The organism is Candidatus Krumholzibacteriota bacterium (genome assembly GCA_016932415.1).
GTDB lineage: Bacteria > Krumholzibacteriota > Krumholzibacteriia > Krumholzibacteriales > Krumholzibacteriaceae > Krumholzibacterium.
In genome coordinates this window covers 56,946-72,484 of record JAFGCX010000011.1, presented here as the reverse complement: position 1 = coordinate 72,484, position 15,539 = coordinate 56,946, and the positions used below count along the sequence as shown (strand labels likewise).

The 15,539-nt window shown below is 51.9% G+C and carries 9 protein-coding genes; 8 read left to right on the top strand and 1 reads right to left on the bottom strand.

Going from position 1 to position 15,539, the window contains the following annotated elements; all coding sequences use genetic code 11:
* Positions 1-17: 17 nt before the first annotated feature.
* On the bottom strand, positions 18-227 hold the full coding sequence (locus JW814_04745) for a zinc ribbon domain-containing protein (GenBank protein ID MBN2070746.1): 210 nt from the start codon (positions 225-227) through the stop codon (positions 18-20).
* A 306-nt stretch (positions 228-533) separates the two neighbouring features.
* Between JW814_04745 and secD the strand changes: the two genes are divergently transcribed.
* From secD to JW814_04705, 8 genes are all read left to right on the top strand, one after another.
* Entirely contained in the window at positions 534-2,267 is a 1,734-nt protein-coding gene (gene secD, locus JW814_04740; GenBank protein ID MBN2070745.1) for a protein translocase subunit SecD, read from the top strand.
* 24 nt (positions 2,268-2,291) lie between these two features.
* Positions 2,292-3,461 carry a protein translocase subunit SecF gene (gene secF, locus JW814_04735; protein ID MBN2070744.1) on the top strand — a complete coding sequence of 390 codons (1,170 nt, stop codon included), beginning with the start codon at positions 2,292-2,294 and terminating at the stop codon, positions 3,459-3,461.
* 48 nt (positions 3,462-3,509) lie between these two features.
* Entirely contained in the window at positions 3,510-4,025 is a 516-nt protein-coding gene (locus JW814_04730) for a DUF456 domain-containing protein (protein MBN2070743.1), read from the top strand.
* A 161-nt stretch (positions 4,026-4,186) separates the two neighbouring features.
* Positions 4,187-4,681, top strand: coding sequence for a hypothetical protein (locus tag JW814_04725; protein MBN2070742.1), 495 nt, complete (start codon positions 4,187-4,189; stop codon positions 4,679-4,681).
* A gap of 30 nt (positions 4,682-4,711) precedes the next feature.
* Entirely contained in the window at positions 4,712-9,583 is a 4,872-nt protein-coding gene (locus JW814_04720; GenBank protein ID MBN2070741.1) for a PAS domain S-box protein, read from the top strand.
* Between the two features lie 3 nt (positions 9,584-9,586).
* Positions 9,587-10,321 (top strand): DUF4159 domain-containing protein, encoded by a 735-nt coding sequence (locus JW814_04715; protein ID MBN2070740.1) that lies wholly within the window; start codon positions 9,587-9,589, stop codon positions 10,319-10,321.
* Between the two features lie 64 nt (positions 10,322-10,385).
* Entirely contained in the window at positions 10,386-13,640 is a 3,255-nt protein-coding gene (locus tag JW814_04710) for a hypothetical protein (GenBank protein ID MBN2070739.1), read from the top strand.
* Positions 13,637-15,529: a tetratricopeptide repeat protein gene (locus tag JW814_04705; protein MBN2070738.1), complete on the top strand. Its 1,893-nt coding sequence runs from the start codon at positions 13,637-13,639 to the stop codon at positions 15,527-15,529. Before JW814_04710 ends, JW814_04705 begins: the two co-directional genes overlap by 4 nt.
* Positions 15,530-15,539: the final 10 nt, after the last annotated feature.

The following is a 15,539-nucleotide window of genomic DNA, read 5'->3' as shown; positions in this document are numbered from 1 at the left end:
AAGAACAATCAAGAAAGCTAGTCGGTAAAGAAATCGAAGATATTTCCGAGCATGCTGCTGTCGGCGCGGTATATCTCTGTATACTGGCAGCGCGTACAGGTGACGGTAGTGAATTTTTTAGTCTGGATATCGAAGATCTTCGTGAGAAAACCCCCTGTAGCGCGAAATTCGCTTATATCATACCCTGAGTTTGAACATTTCGGGCAAGTGAATTTCAGTCCCTTCATTAATACCCTCCTTCAATACACGATCGGTTTATTTCCTGATATATATTACACAGTAAAACAGTCATTTATTCAAAGAGTTTCCATCTGCCGCCGCCGGATATTCTAAACAGGGTCTCCGCGCTCTTCCGGGAGGATATGCAGATATGCGTCGAACGCGATATTTTCTCTTTGACTGGGAAGGCCTAATTGTTATAATTTAAGTTCTCTACTCGATAATGGGCGAGTGTGTCCCGATGGCGGGATACGAACAAAGGTAGTCGAAAAAGATACTATGACCGGTCCAGGGCCGTAATAAAGCGAGGAAACGTGAGCAAGAGTCTGAGATACAAGACAATTCTGGTACTTATAGTCCTTATGGGTGCTCTATGGTTCCTGTTGCCGACCTTCCGACTCGTGATGATGAGTCCGGAAGAGAGGCAGCAGATGGCGATCGAGAAGCCCGAAGAATATGACAAGCTTGAGAGTAAGACGATCAAGCGCGGGCTGGACCTGAGTGGAGGAATGCACCTGGTCCTCGAAGTCGATGACTCGAAACTCAGCGATGATGAAAGGGTCGATGTCGTCGACAGGGCGTTGGAAGTAATAAGAAACCGCGTCGATCAGTTCGGTGTCTCCGAACCGGATATTAAAAGAGAGGGATCTAAAAGGATAATCGTCCAGTTGCCGGGGCTCCAGGATCCCGCCAGGGCGAGAAGACTTATCGGTCAGACAGCGATGCTCGAGTGGAGGCTGGTGCGTCAGAGGACTCTTGTCGCTGATATAGTAAGGCGGCTCGACGAGGTCCTGAAGGATATGCCCGATTCGGGATCGGAGCAGCAGGAAGATCCGGTGCAGACTTCGATAGGCGCGGATCCGCTCAAAGCGGGGGACGATGCCGGAATGACCCGGGAAATAGAGGCGGGACCTGATTCCTTTGCGGTAGATTCGCTCGGCCTTCCGATTCCCCAGACGGATATCCTCCCGGAGATACCGCTTCAGGCGGCGGAAAGCGACAAACCGTTCTCTTCCCTTCTTATGACTTTCTACAAGGACTGGCTTGTCGTCCATGAAAGTAACGTGCCAAGGGTAAGAAAATTACTCGCGAGCGCTGAAGCGCAGAAAGTGATCCCCGAGGATTCAGATTTCCTCTGGCTTGATGAATGGGCCGATCTTCCCGAAGGAGGAAGAGGCAAATTCCTTTTCCTGGTAGCCCGTGACGAGATGGTCTCGGGGAAGAACCTGCAGAACGCCGTACCGGCATCCGATCCGAACAGCCCCAACAGGCTCCTGATCAGGTTCCAGTTTAATCGGGCCGGAGCTAGAGAGCTGTCGAGATTCACGGGGAAGAATATTAACAGGTTCACCGCGATAATCCTTGATGGAAAAATAAAATCATACCCCGTGATAAGATCGAAGATCCCTGACGGACGCGGAGTCATAGAGGGGACCTTCACCGACGTTGAAGCAAGGGATCTCTCCGTCGTCCTCAGGGCGGGAGCGCTCCCTGCCGATCTGATTCCGAGGGAAGAAAGAACAGTAGGCCCGAGCCTCGGATCCGACTCGATCATGATGGGACTTCGCGCGGCGCTTCTCGGGTTGGCGCTGGTCGTATTGTTTATGATCGTATACTATAAATTATCCGGGCTGATCGCCTCCCTCGCTCTGATCTTCAACCTTCTGATACTGTTCGGGCTCCTGGCCTATCTTGGAGCTGCCCTCACGCTGCCAGGGATCGCCGGGATCATCCTTACGATAGGAATGGCAATTGACGCGAATGTGCTGATCTTTGAAAGGATCCGCGAGGAACTGAGGAAAGAAAAGACGGTACGTTCGGCGATAGATGCCGGCTATGACAGGGCCTTTACGACTATTGTAGACGCGAACCTCACGACCCTGATCACAGCCGTCGTATTGTGGCAGTTTGGTACGGGGCCGATCAAGGGATTCGCGACTACGCTCAGCATAGGTATAATTGGAAGTATGTTCTCCGCGCTGATATTCAGCCGGCTTTTATTCGATATGTGGACCAGGAACGGAAAGATGAAAAAGCTCAGCATCTAGAGAGCTACCTGAAGAGGAGAAAAAATGCAGTTTTTTGGCGAAACACACGTTAATTTTGTGGATTTCAGGAACAAGGCTTTCATCATCTCTCTTGTTCTTATCCTGGCGGGCCTCGTCTCTCTCGTTATCAAAGGGGGCCCCGATCTGAGCATCGATTTCGAGGGGGGGACCCTGATACAGCTCAGGTTTGATGAGGCGGTGCCTGTTTCCGATCTCAGGGCTGTGGTGGAAGAAGCGGGATACGGTGATGGGGACATCCAGGAGTTCGGCGAACGGAACGAATACCTGATAACGATCGCGAAAATAAGCGAGACTGAGATGGCGGCGGAAAAACTCCTCGAAGCTCTTGTAATGACCGCCCCGGAGGCGGGATGGGCTGTAGTGTCCGCCAAAGAGATGCCACCTGATTTTTCCCGGGACTACGAGGGCGGTAACCTCATCGTCGTCGAAGCGGCTACGATCCCTGAAATGGAAGCGCTTAAGGACGGCGTCAGGGCGAACGGCGTCGGTTTTGTCGAAGTGACAAAAGAGTCGGAGGACAGGATCGCTTTCAGCCTCCCGTATCTGGGTATCGAATCAAAGGCGGCCGAAGCTCTCAAATCTGCTATCCTTGAAAGATTCCCTGAAAGGGAGATCGAGATCAGGCGTACCGAGACGGTCGGACCGAAGATCGGAGAAGAGCTTAAAAACCGGGCATGGGCGGCTATCATCATCTCGATGTTCGGTATCCTCGTATATATCAGCTGGAGGTTCGAATTCAAATTCGCCATTGGCGCGATAATCGCTCTTGCTCATGACGTTATCATCACGCTCGGTATATTCTCTCTTCTGGGAAAAGATATATCGCTTGTGATCGTGGCGGCGCTGATGACTATCGTCGGATATTCCCTGAACGACACGATCGTGGTCTTCGACAGGATCAGGGAGAATTTCAGCTTGAGAAGGCGCGAATCGTACGAGAAGATGATAAATATCTCTATCAACGAATCTCTCGGGCGAACGATCATAACATCACTTACTACTCTGATAGTCGTGCTTTTCCTCTATTTTTACGGAGGGGAAGTGATCCATGATTTCGCTTTCGCCCTGCTCGTAGGTATTGTGGTGGGAACATATTCGTCGATCTTCGTTGCCAGCCCCGTCCTGATAGAATGGCAGAACAGGATAACGGCTCGTATGAAAGCCAGAGTCTGACATCACCTGTGATCTGGCGGCTTGACCTTACAGTGAGGATGCGTCCGAATGGGAGCTGTACTTCAGAGCGGCGGGCTGGTCCTGCTGTATATATTTCTCTTTATCCTCAATCTTCTGATTTTCGTCGGCCTTCCAGGCGGATGGGCGATGTTCGTATCTATCGTGATTTTCTCACTGGTGGCGGGAATATCATCGATCGGGTGGGTATCGTTGATCGTCATGGCCGCTCTGCTGGTGGTGGGTGAGATAATCGAAGCGACTCTCGGGGTCGTTGTCGTGGCCGGTAAGGGGGCGACGAAATGGGGAGTCCTCGGCGCTTTTCTGGGTGGGATAGCCGGAGCGATAGGCGGGACGGCGGTGATACCTGTAGTGGGAAGCGTGGTATTTGCTCTGATCGGGGCCTTCGCGGGTGCGGTGATATGCGAATATATCTATTACAACTCCCTTGATCAGGCTCTGAGGACAGGATTTTTTGCTTTTCTGGGCAAGTTGCTAGCCTATTTTGTAAAGTTCGCCCTGGGGCTGGTCTGTCTCGGGATCTTTATATTTAAGAGCTGGCGATGACCATCCGGTGTACGCTTTTAAGGACACCATTCTAAAAAACAGGACACCATAGCCCTGAAAATCGTTGTAACTCGTTATTTTTCAAATCAAACTGCTGGCACATGCCTTGCCATTACATATTAGGCTGACAGTATTACCATGCCCTGACCAGAAAGGTCGATTTGAAAAGGTTCCTGATATACCTGTCGCTCGCGGTGCTTCTTCCCTTTATTGATCTGCCGGGGGGGGAAGCTCTGGCTCAGCGAACCGGAAAAGCCCGCGTCGACACGCTCGTGCTTAAAGAGAGTATCTCCCCCGCGATGATCTTCAGAAGGATCGAGGGGGCGTGGCGAAAATCGGACGCGAGATATCTGGCCGGTCTCGTAGGTGACGGCAAGGTTTATATAGTGATGGGAGAGATGGGGCCGAAAAGCGGATATTACAGCAGCTCGCAGGTCTTCTATCTGCTTAAAAAGATCTTCAGGGAATATTCCCAGATGAAATTCGAATTCGTTAAATATCACAATGTCGATAAGCCAGGCAGAAAAGTCTTTGCCGTCGCCTATAGAAGCTATAAAAACATTCGCAGTGACAGGGTCTTTCAGGATAAGGTATATATTACGCTCTGCAAAGAAGGGGACGATTGGGTGATGACCGAGATCAAGACTTCACGCTGACCGTCGATATCGATCCTGGAGATTTGACCTGTGCATATAGAGAAGGAAAGAAAGATATTTCAAGCGGCGCTCTGGGTATTTCTTATAGTGGCGCTTGTTTTTTTCATCGCTTTTATCTCGGCGGGAAGGATAAGTATAAAGGCTCCGGTCTGGCTTGTCCTTCTGCTCCTCAACGCTGGATTCATAATATTTCTTTTTCTGCCGCATCCCGGCAGGCAGCAGGCGGGATCCTCGCCCGGCGGGGAACTATCATCCCGGTGGTATCCCAGAAATCTTGACGAGATCGTAGAGAGACAGCCCGAGGCGCCGGAGAGTGGAAAAAGAAAGATCCTTTCACCCTCAAGAACGATAGAGCCGGTTCCTTTGATCCCTCTTTTGCTCCTGTTGCTTATCGTGATCCTGGCGATGCCGTTTCACAGGGATCAGAAAGGAGCAGGAAAAAAGGAGACGGAGAGGCTCCTGGAAATATACGAAAGGGCGGAGGCCGCGTTACTCAAGGCTGAAAAAAAAGCGATTTCAAGCGCCAGAATGGCGGCGGGGCTTGTTGCAGGGAAGGATCTCGACAAGATAGAAGGGGAAAAGTTATCGCTTCTGGTCCTCTCTCTCGATTCCCTTGCCGTCGCCGAAGGGCGGGGACAGAGGCCTTTCAGGGAAATGGGGATACAGGTGATCACGGCGAACGGCCGGCGTATCGCCTGGGGCGGAGTGCCCCGTTATCATGGTAATGTAAGATCGGGAAGCGCTGAAGAGGCGATTTTTACCAGCACGACGCAGCTCTACACGCTGCTGGTACATGAAGCCCCGATCGGGGGCGGCAGGGTAGTAGTAGATCTTCCGCTGGAAGTCAACTACCGCATTAGCAACCGGTTTCTCAGGAGCACAGGACTTGGCGAGGTCCTGTCGGGACAATATCACTGCGAGATCGAATACAGGTTCTGGGAGGGAAACGATCCTTCCGGGATACAACAGAAGAAAGCCATGCCTGCCGGGAACAGACCGAGAGTCATTGAGGAGGAAAACGGTAAGATAAGGATCTTCGGGGTCGTCAATTCCCGGACAGGTCAGAAACTGGCGATGTTGAACATAAGTGGAGACACCTTCCAGGCGGCGATCGATTCCCGGGAGAAAAAGAAGACGCTATGGGCCGGAGCCCTGCTGATATTGAACGCCCTTGTCCTGGCCAAATGGGTCTACGGGCGTTTCGCGAAGAAACTCAGGGCTGGGCGCCGGGAGATCTGGAATCTTGCCAGGCGCCTGTTATTTCTCGTCTCCCTTCTTGGTCTGATAAGATATATTCTCCTTCGAATGGATATTCCAAGCATCTTTTTCGGGATCAGTCTCTTCGATCCAGCTCTATTCGCAGATAATCTGCCCGGTGGCCTGACCAGGACGACAGGAGATTATCTTATTACTTCCCTTTTCTTTCTGATACTCGTTTTTGGCTGCGTGAAGGTCTTCCGGACCTATTTCTCAGGCTTCATGGAAAGAAGGATCGAGAAAAGGGGAGGGATCGATCCGTGGAGGATAATCGTAAAGGCGGTCCTGCTTGCTCTGATCCTCGGGGCGGCGAGCTATCTTTCGTCAAGGACCGTGGCAAGGGTGATTCTGAACGCCAATCCAAGATTGCTCGGGCTTGACACGGAGTTTTATACGGTTCCCGTCCTTTCGCTCCACATGGCGATGTTGTTTTCAATAACAGGTATTTTCATTGCTGCGATCTTCAGTAGCAGAGTCGTTCTGGTCTGGGGCGGAGGAAATCTTTCCGAAGGGCTTCCGGCCGGTATTGTGGCGATGACAGCCGTCATATTTTTCCTCGATCCTCACTGGTCCTCGACAATAGCCTGCGCGGCGCTGTTTTTTCTCTCTATCAGGATCTTTCCGATGCTCAGAAAGGAAGAGGCCCTTTCCCTTATATTTTCTTCCTTCTTCATAGTCCTGATCTCGTCTCTTGTAGTCTACGGGACGGCATCGCTCGAATATGAGGGGCTTAGAAGGGGAAGGGTGATGGAAAAACTGGAAAGTTTCAATGATCCTGAAGGGAACTGGTTGATGGTGGTGCTCCCCGATCTCTGCGAGAATATCACCGAAAGCCGCACGGCAGTCGCGAAAGCGCTATCCCGGAAAAAATCTACGGCGTTCGAACTCTGGGCCGAGAGCGAACTGAGCAGATTCGGATTCTCATCCGTCTTCGACGTCTACGACGCGAGAGGAGATAGATTCTCCAGGTTTTCCGTCGGGATGCCTCATGAAGTGATGCGGGCCTTGCCGGACACATTGATCGCTTCGAGGGTTCCCAGTGTAAAGAGGATGATAAAGGAGACGGAAGGGGGAAAGGTCTATTTCCTCGCGGGGACATCTCCGCTTTACCATATCAGCGGTGTCAGCGCCGGATATGTGCAGATCATGGTGCCCTACTTCTTTGACAACCCCGAGCTTCTTGTCAGCGCCGGGCCGATGGCGCCGGAGATATTTCAGAATCTGGAGAGCGGAGAACTTGCCCCGAGGATCGATGAACCGGAGGATCTTCTCGTTGCCAGGATCAGTGATGACAAGGTGATAAGTTCATCGGCGCCGGTTCTTGCTTCGGGTACAACCCTTTCCGAAAAAACGGGGGAGTGGTTCCAGCTGAAAGTCGACGGCGACAGGTACAGCTGCCTGACGGGGTATGGAGCGGACGGGACAGGATTTCTCGTGGGGTACAGGGAGGCCGCACTGAATGAACGGGTGCTGCAATGGGCGATGGTCGTCTCTCTCGATATTATTTTGACACTTATCTCGCTGATAGTGCTGATGATAGTCAGAAGGCTTCCAGTCCTGGGGAGCCTGACGCCGGCTGTTGAATTTTCGGGAAGATTGAGTTTCAGGCGGAAGCTTCTTCTTTCGTTCCTCGCGGTTTCAGTAATGCCGGTGCTGCTGATGGGGATATTTTCAGGCAGATATATCCGGTACAGGTTCACGGCGGAAGGAGACCGCGAGGCGGTCGCCGCGGTAAAATCGGCAGAGTCCTTTATCAGGCATTCGATAAGATCCGAAGCCGAGGCTTTTGCTGGAAGCCGTTATCTCGGGGATGTCCTGTCAGGGGCAAGAGAGCCGAGGATAGGTGAGATCTCAAGGTTTGCGCAAACGCGGTTTACCCTCTTTGACGCGGACGGAGGGATCCTGCTCGATGAGAACCTTGAAGATTTTGGCAATGAGGAAATAGCGTCGCTTATCATGCAGAGTGAGACAGGAGCTGTCACGGTCACGTACAATTATCCCTTCCTCTACGGCGGGACGGTGATTGCTGTTTCCCTTCCGGGGTCTCGAGGAGGGTATCTTTATTACAGAAGAAAGCTTGATGACAGTTTTATAGAAAAGATCGCCGGCGTAGTCGGACAGAATATCAATCTGTATTATAACGGGGCGATCAACGCGACGAGCAAGAGAGAGCTTTTTACCGGAGGGTTCCTCGACCAGCTTCTCACTCCCGTGGTATATGCCGATACGGGGTTTGGAAGAAGCAAGGTCACTGTCCGGGACCAGGCTCTGGGCGATTATTCATACAAGGTGGCGAGCAGGGCGTTATCGTCGATCTCTGGCGATGTCAGCGGAGTCCTCTCCGTGCCGATGCTTTACCGTACCGCCCTGGTCAGAAAAGAGATACTGAAATCATACGCTCTGATCCTTGGGCTTCTGGCGCTTCTTTTTTCTGCTGCGGTGACCCTCGGTGTCTTTCTTGCCGGAAAGATCATAAACCCGATAGCCGTGCTGAGGGGCGGGACAAAAAGGATAATCAGGGGCGATCTCGAGTTTATGCTCGAGGCGGAAGCGCAGGACGAAATAGGCGACCTTGTCGATTCCTTCAACACGATGACGACCGCTCTCAGGGGAGCAAGGCGTGATCTGCTGGAAAGACAGAGATACCTTTCCGCTATACTTGAAAATATAGCGACCGGAGTAGTCTCTACCGGTCGTGACGGACGGATAGCTACTGTCAATCCCTCCGCGGCGAGATTGCTCGACCTGGGAGAGGAGAATCTGGCTGGAAAGAAACCGGAAGATGTGGAGAGGAAGGACCTCAGGGCTTTCATGGAACTGTTCTCGGGTTCCTCCGAAAATACTGTTGAGAAAGAACTGTCCCTTCCCGGAAAAGACAAGAGGATAATCAAGGCGGTGATAACAAGCCTTTCAGCCGAGAATGAGAGTCTCGGAACGGTAGTAGTCTTCGATGACCTGACCGAGCTGATAAAGACGAAAAAATTATCGGCGTGGGTCGAGATGGCAAGACAGATAGCGCACGAAGTGAAAAATCCGCTTACTCCTATAAAGCTGTCTGTCCAGTTGATGCAGAGAGCATATCGCGGAAACAGGGAAGAGTTCGGGAAGATCTTCGAAGAAGGCGCCGAGACGGTAATACAGCAGACGGAGATCCTCAGGAAGATCGCTTCCGAGTTCTCCAGCTTTGGAAAGTCGATAGACCTCAGTCCTGAGCGGATCGTCGCTGGAGATTTCATTCAGAAGATAATATCGGGATATAAAGGAGCTCCGGGAGTGGAGATAAGCTTTGAAGATACTGAAGAAATCGCGGTCAAAGCTGACAGGGAGGGGTTGCGCAAGATCCTGGTAAATCTTATCGAGAACGCCCTTGACGCCATGGAAGGTTCCGGCATTCTTTCGATAAGTACCGCCCGCGACGGGGAAATGACGGAGATCTCGGTGATCGACAACGGATGCGGCCTCCCTGGCGAGATAGAGGAAAGACTTTTCGAACCGTACTTTTCCACCAAGACTAACGGTACGGGCCTCGGCCTCGCGATATGCGAGAGTATCGCCCGGGAGATGGAAGGAGAAATAATTATCAGGAACAGGAAAGACGGCCAGGGAGTAGAAGCTATAGTAAGGATCCCGGCCGCGCTGGAGTAACTGATGAAAAAGATTGCGACGCACCTCTTTCTTTTCATGATCCTGATCCTTCCGGCAGTCTCGGCGAGGAGCCAGGGATATCAGAGGCCGGAAAAGGCGGCTGATGATGCCGGGGAAGGAAAAGAGGACCGGATAAATATCGAAAGGTCCAGGACAGGCGTAGGCAGGATCAAATATGGAGGGGGCGGGGACTGGTATGGGGACCCGTCGTCGATACCAAACCTGTTGAGAGAGTTCAATAAAAGAACAGGTATCAGGACGGCGGCAAATGAGACGGTCGTCTCTCTGCTTGATCCCGGGTTATTTTCATTCCCCTTTCTGTATATGACCGGTCATGGGAATATCTCACTGGATCGTGAGGAATTTGTAAATCTCCGCGGGCATCTTCTTGCCGGAGGGTTCCTCTATGCCGATGACAATTACGGCATGGATGAATCTTTCCGTTCGATGGTCAGAGAGCTTTTTCCGGAAAGGGAACTTGTGGCCGTATCTCTCGATCATCCCATATATCATTCTTTCTACCATCTCGATGGCCCTCCCAAGATCCACGAACATAACGGATCGCCTCCACAGGGTCTTGGAGTCTTCGACGGAGAGCGGCTTATGATATTCTATACATATGAAAGTGATATCGGCGACGGGCTTGAAGATCCTGATGTGCATGGGGATCCGCCGGGAAAAAGGGAGGCGGCGATCAGGATGGCGGTGAATATTCTCTATTATGCTCTTACTGAATGACAATATTTTTAACGAGCTGCTTTCCGCGCTTCGTTCCCTGTCTTCCTCGCGCAGACGCTTCATTATGAGGGGTCTTTTTACCTTTCTCGTCTCATCCGAGATGGGGCTGTTTTTATTCCTTTTCGGCATCAGTTTCGTTTTGGGCCAGTGGAGGTACTGGCCGCTGGCTGGTTTTGTCTGTTTCTGGGCCGGAACAATCATAGCTGTAATCTATATCGGATTCAGATTGTGGCGCCTGTTCAGACCGATCGAATATATCGCTGAAGATATCGGGAGAAGCACGGGCAACGGAAGCCTCTTCGCGGCTGCGCTGGAGTTTACGGGAAAAGAAAAAAGACTCGGGAATTATTCTCCCTATCTTATGAAAGAAACGGCAAGAAGAGGGGCAAGAAGACTCGAGACAGTCTCAGCGCTTGAGATCTTCGGAGGCGAGGGAAAGCCGGGGTGGCTGATATCCGGATCAGTCCTTGGTGTGATGATGCTGGCCGTTGTCATATTTGGAAACAGGGATGCCGCTCAGCTGGCGGGAGCTATACTCGATCCGGGCCTGAGCTTTGCCTCATCACCGGCTAATAATCTTATTGTCACGGAAGTCGATCAGACGGTACTTGCCGGAGAGGATGTTACGGTCGGGGCGGTCAGGATGGGATCGGCACGGGGAGATGTCGAAATAAGATTCTCAACGGTCCCGGGTGTGTGGAAAAGCTTCAAGACGATGACTGCTGCCGGCCCGGAAGGCGGGAATACGTTCCGGTCGTTTACTTACCAGTTCAGGGAGATAAGGGAAGATGTCGATTATTACTTCAAAGCGGGGGGAGAAAAGTCAGCGAGCCGGCATATAGCGGTCATGCACAGGCCTGTCATCAATGTTGTTGAAGCGGTCCTGGAATATCCGCCATATACGGGAAAGGTTCCCGACACGCTGTCTTTTCTTTCCGGAAAGAGATCAGTCCTGTCCGGAACGAAAGTGCTTCTTTCCGGAGAGGTGAGCAAATCTGTCATGGTGGCCGCGGCGGAGTTCTCTTCGGGCGAGAGAATCGATTTTAAACCCGCGGGAAAAAGATTTTACGGAGAATTCAAGGTTATAAAAAGCGATACGATGACTCTCGCGGTCATCGATTCCGCGGGGCTGTCGAACGAGTCGTCGATCAGTTATCCTTTTATCTGCAGAAGCGACAGGCCTCCGGCCGTCGAGATATTCTCCCCCCCTGACCCGGATGTCCTCCCCCGTTCCCTCAGGACGCGGGTCTTGTTCAGGGCTGCGGACGATTACGGGATCGTGGAACTGAATCTGAGATTCATGAAAGAAGGCAGGGACAGCAGGTTCTTATCGATAGACGTTAAAAAAGGTGCCGGAGAAGCTCCGAGGGTGATTGAAAATGACTATGAATGGTCGCTGGAAGGAGAGAGGGTCTTTCCCGGAGACCGGATCCTTTATTATATGGAAGCTCGTGATAACAACTCAGCGGATCAGCAGGGGTACGCCAGGACGGAGACGAGAGTGCTGACCGTTCCTTCCCTTGCCGATCTCTACGTCGAGGCGCGGAAGGAGGAACAACTCAGAGACAGGGCCTTTGACGAGATCGTCGACGAAAGCAGGGAAATACGTGACAGGATGAAAGAACTTTCCGACGAATTCAGAGCAACAGGTAAAATGGATTGGGAAAGCAGGGAAAAAGGCAAAGAACTTCTCGAAATGCAGGAAAGACTCAAAGAGAAGATCCAGGAAGCGGCAGGAAGCCTTGAGAACACGCTGCGGGAATTCGAGGAAAACAGGATGACCTCGATGGAAATAGGCAAAAAAATCGAGGAGATCCAGGATCTCCTTAAAAAGATAGAGAACGAGGATCTTCTTGAAGCGATGGAAAAATTCCAGAAAATGATGCGCGATATTCCGGACAATGAGATCTCCGACGCGATGGACGAAATCGACATGCAGGCTGATGATCTGGCGGAGAGACTCGACAGGACGATCGAACTTCTCAACAGGATAATGAGAGAAGAGAAGATGGAAGAGCTTCTGCGCAGGATGGAAGATGTCATCGAGCGGCAGAAAGAGATGAGAGATGAAACGGAAAAGGGAGACCTCGAAAGGCTTGCCGTCAAGGAGAATGAGCTGCGCGAGGAATATAACAGGCTCGAAAAGGATCTTGAAGAGTTCAGCGACAGAAGCGCTGCTGAAGAAAAAGAGAATGCGACCGGGGAGATGATCGATGACCTGAAGAAGTCTCAAATCGATTCGCTGATGCGGGAGGCGGCAGCCCAGATGGAATCGGACAGGAGAAATGAAGCGCGATCGACGGAAAACAAGACGATCAGCGAGATGCTCAGTCTCTATACAAGCCTCGGGCGATGCCAGATGAGCATGAATATGGCGGTCGACGCGGAAGCTGTAAAAGCTGTCGAAAAAGCTGCCTGGGAGCTGGTCGAAGTCTCGAAACTCTCCGAAAGGTTCTCCGGCGCGCTCGGAGAAAGGAACGCGCCGGCCAGACTGGAATATCTGCTTGAAGAAGAAGCGGTGATAAGAGACGCGATCAGAAAGATACTTGCCGGCATCCTCAAGGCGGCAAGGATGAGGCTGGGGATCTCGAGAGATACGTTCAGCCATCTCTCCGGGGCTCTGATCGATATGGAGAGTGTCATCGCGCGGACCCAGGACCGCAGGTTCGGCGAAGCGGCGGGGATATCGACGCGGGTCACCGCCGGACTGAACCGGGCGGTGATAGAGCTGTTGAAAGTCAGTTCGGCATCGGGAGGAAGCGGTGGAAGCACCGGGCAGAAAATGGAGAATATGTTAAGAGGCCAGACGTCGATCGACAAGCAGTTGAAGGAGATGGCCGGAGGCGGAGAAGACAGTTTTTCCCTTGAATCGAGAGCCCGTATGTCAAGGATGGCGGCAGAACAGAGAAAAATGGAGGAATTGTTAAGGCAGATATCAAAAGAAAGCTATGGAACAGGAGAAGTCCTCGGAAGGCTCGACGATATCGGTGATGAGATGAAAGAGGTCGCTGAGAGCCTTGAAGACGGAAAGCTTGATCGGGACCTGATAGACAGGGAGGAGAGGATCCTCAGCAGGATGCTCGAATCGAATAAATCGCTTAAGAGACGTGACTACAAGAGGGAACGTATAAGCAGGACAGCGGAAAATATCAATGCGGAAAAAGGGGGGGAGATCGACGGCCCCGGCGATGACCTCGATCTTTTGCTTGAGAAGATCCGAAAGGGGATGCAGGAAAAGGGACCTGTCGAGTATGAGGAATTGATACAGGCGTATTTCAGGGCGCTTTCGAGGAAGGCAAGGGAAGGTGCGGGAAGATGACGAGCAGACTGGAAAAAATCAATATGATCCTGGTTCTCATCGTCTTCATGGCGATTCCCCGGGTTGGGATGGGGCAGGAAAGATCCCGCGCAGCGATGGTGCCGGTAGACGCGAAATCAATAAACCGTGAGCGTACCAGGGCAAGGGAACTGATCAGGGATGGGAATTTCAACGACGCGATAATCCTTCTCGAGGAACTTCGGGAAAAAGCTCCCGGGTTCCACGACCTGGCTGAACTTCTCGCCAGGGCATATATAGAGATACGCGCGCCGGAAAAAGCCGTTTTTCTTCTGGAAGAAGAGCTTGGAAAGACTCCCGGAAGGACCGGGTTTGTCACCTTGCTCGGGAAAGCCTATCTTGATATGGGACAAAGGGAAAAAGCAGTCGAGGTCTGGCACGGTATCCTCGGCGAAAAGAGCTCCAACCCGGTCAATTATTCAATAATCGCGGACCTTGAATGGTCAGAGGGGCTTTTCGAAAACGCGATAGCGACCCTGCGCGAAGGGAGCAGACACGCTGAATATCTTCAGCAGGCACTGAGAAAGCTGATCAGGTATGAGACAATTCTGGAATATCATGATTCCGCTTTCAGGGATGGCCTCGCCCTGCTGGAAGCGGACAAGGATCCGGCGTCGGAAAGGATAGATTTCCTTCTCGATTCATTCAGAAGGGCGGGGTGCCGGGAAGATCATTTTTCAGCCGTAGATTCTCTTTCGCTCGTTTCGGAAAAAAACGGAAGGTATTTCAGGATCATCCTCGCGCTGCTTCATGTTGAAAATGGTGATTACGAAGAAGCCGGTTCGATGATCGAAGATGTGGGACTGACCGACAGCGAGGCTTTATATTTTACGCAGATCCTTTTCAACGCCGGCGACAGGTCACCGACGGAGAAGTATAACGAGTTCGTCGGAAGATTCCTCAATGGATTCATATATAGATATCCGCAGTCACCGATGGTTCCCCAGGTAATGCTTCTGGCGGCTGAATCACGATTGGATCAGTATGACAGGGAGGGGGAGTATTCGCCGGTCGAAGGAGATTCGATCCTCTCGCTTCTCGATCGGGTGATCGATCACAGGCATGGAGCTTCTTACAGGAAAAAAGCGGCTCTCCTTAAAGCGCGATTTCTGGGCGGCAGCCTGTACCGCCATCATGAAGCGATGCGGACGCTGGCCGGCATCAGGTTTGATTCTCCCGGGGATATAAGGGAAAGCGAAAGAATAAAAGCTTTTTCACTGCTGGCCGTCGGCGGTGGTGATGAAACCGCGGCAGCATTCATCGATCTGTCATCGCGCGCGGACTCGAATATAGCCGCCCTTGGAAGATACGCAGGTGGAATGCTCCATTTTCTCGAGGGAGATTATGAAAAAGCAATAGAGGAGCTCTCGGTACTGGCGCAGAACTGGCCGGCGAGCGAATGGGCAAATGACGCCCTGGAAACCGCGATGATCGCAAGAAAAGCGATAGACAGCGACAGAAAAAGCCTCGATATCTACGCGGTGGCGGTCAGGATGAGACTTAAAGGGGAGTTCGCGGGCGCCAGCGATACCCTCAGGTCGATCGTGAACAGATATCCCGATTCGGTGCTCTTTGCCAGAGCGGTCTGCTTCAGGGGGTCGATGCTGGAAAGAAGCTCGGAGAGAGGACTTGCCAAAAAAGAGCTTGCCAGGTTCGTTGATAAATATCCCCTTGATGATTGCGCGCCGAAGGCCCTTGAATTGCTCGGGCAGATGATGGAAAAGGACGATCCTGATTCGGCATCGGCCTGTTTCGGGGCTCTCCTTGAAAGATATCCCGAATATCCGTTTATAAGCAGGGTGAGAGAAAAATACATCGCGTTGAAAAAATCTGAAGATAAGGTCGAAAGACAGGAAAAGGCGCGCAGATGATCCGGACCGG

Excerpts from the sequence above, each read along its gene's own strand:
- JW814_04745 (MBN2070746.1), bottom strand. The coding sequence starts at position 227 with ATGAAGGGACTGAAATTCACTTGCCCGAAATGTTCAAACTCAGGGTAT.
- secF (MBN2070744.1), top strand. The coding sequence starts at position 2,292 with ATGCAGTTTTTTGGCGAAACACACGTTAATTTTGTGGATTTCAGGAAC.
- JW814_04730 (MBN2070743.1), top strand. The coding sequence starts at position 3,510 with ATGGGAGCTGTACTTCAGAGCGGCGGGCTGGTCCTGCTGTATATATTT.
- JW814_04715 (MBN2070740.1), top strand. The coding sequence starts at position 9,587 with ATGAAAAAGATTGCGACGCACCTCTTTCTTTTCATGATCCTGATCCTT.
- JW814_04710 (MBN2070739.1), top strand. The coding sequence starts at position 10,386 with ATGAGGGGTCTTTTTACCTTTCTCGTCTCATCCGAGATGGGGCTGTTT.
- JW814_04705 (MBN2070738.1), top strand. The coding sequence starts at position 13,637 with ATGACGAGCAGACTGGAAAAAATCAATATGATCCTGGTTCTCATCGTC.